We start from the raw sequence: 1,106 nt of genomic DNA, 5'->3' as shown, positions 1-1,106 counted from the left end.
GCGGGAGGGGAGATTGTCATCAATCCGCCCGCTTCACATATTCCCGCTCATACACATCCACGACGATGCGGGTTCCGGTGACGATGTGCGGCGGCACCATGACGCGCACGCCATTGTCCAGGATTGCGGGCTTGTAGCTGGCCGAAGCGGTCTGCCCCTTCACCACGGCGTCGGCCTCGACCACGGTCGCCTCGACCGTTTCGGGCAGCTGCACGGAGATCGGGCGTTCCTCATACATTTCCAGCATGACCATCATGCCGTCCTGCAAGAAAGCCGACGCTTCGCCCACCAGGTCCTGCGGCAGGTTGATCTGCTCATAGGTTTCCGTGTCCATGAAGACGAGCATGTCGCCCTCTGCATAGAGATATTGGAAATCCTTGGTGTCGAGGCGGATGCGCTCGACCGTCTCGGCGGAGCGGAAGCGCACGTTGTTCTTGCGCCCGTCGATCAGGTTCTTGAGTTCCACCTGCATATAGGCGCCACCCTTGCCGGGCTGGGTGTGCTGGATCTTGACGGCACGCCACAGGCTTCCGTCATATTCGATATTGTTGCCGGGACGAATCTCGACGCCGCTGATCTTCATGGGAAGAGCCTGCCTATATGCTTGAAGGTGAAAAGAGCCGGCCTCTTTAAGGCTTGGGGGCCTCTACATCGTGCCGCCGCCAAGGGCAAGTGGGGTCATCGGGCCGGGTGGACCAGCAGCGGATAGGGATTGATGGCGCGCCCGCCATGCCATGGCTCGTCCGGCAGCATCTCATGCACGGCGAAGTGGAGGTGCGGGGCGGCCGGGTCGGCATTGCCGCTGCTTCCCACCGTGGCGATCTTCTGCCCGCGCCGCACCGTCTGCCCTTCGGCCAGCCCCGGCGCATAGCCGTCCAGATGCGCATAATAATAGATGCGGCGCCCGTCGCCCGACCGCTCATAGATGGTAAGCCCGCCGTCCGCGCTGGAGAACAGCTTCTCGACCCGTCCGTCAGCGGCCGCCAGCACCGCCGTTCCGCGCGCCGCCATGATGTCGATCGCGTCATGCGGCCGCGCGCCGCCCGCCCGCGACTGGGTGAATGTGTCGGTCAGCGCCGCCGGGGGCACGCCCTCCACCGGGATCA

At 64.3% G+C, this 1,106-nt stretch carries 2 protein-coding genes; both read right to left on the bottom strand.

The window, feature by feature from the left end; genetic code table 11:
* Nucleotides 1–19 precede the first annotated feature (19 nt).
* Nucleotides 20–583 carry an elongation factor P gene (efp, locus tag L288_RS31380; protein ID WP_021238169.1) on the bottom strand — a complete coding sequence of 188 codons (564 nt, stop codon included), beginning with the start codon at nt 581–583 and terminating at the stop codon, nt 20–22.
* Between the two features lie 95 nt (nt 584–678).
* Nucleotides 679–1,106 (bottom strand): M23 family metallopeptidase (locus L288_RS31375; RefSeq protein ID WP_021238168.1); only part of this gene is annotated, 428 nt, incomplete at its 5' end.

Source organism: Sphingobium quisquiliarum P25, from assembly GCF_000445065.1.
GTDB classification, from domain to species: Bacteria; Pseudomonadota; Alphaproteobacteria; order Sphingomonadales; family Sphingomonadaceae; genus Sphingobium; species Sphingobium quisquiliarum.
The sequence above is the reverse complement of the archived record's forward strand: the minus strand, read 5'-3'. Positions and strand labels throughout refer to the sequence as shown.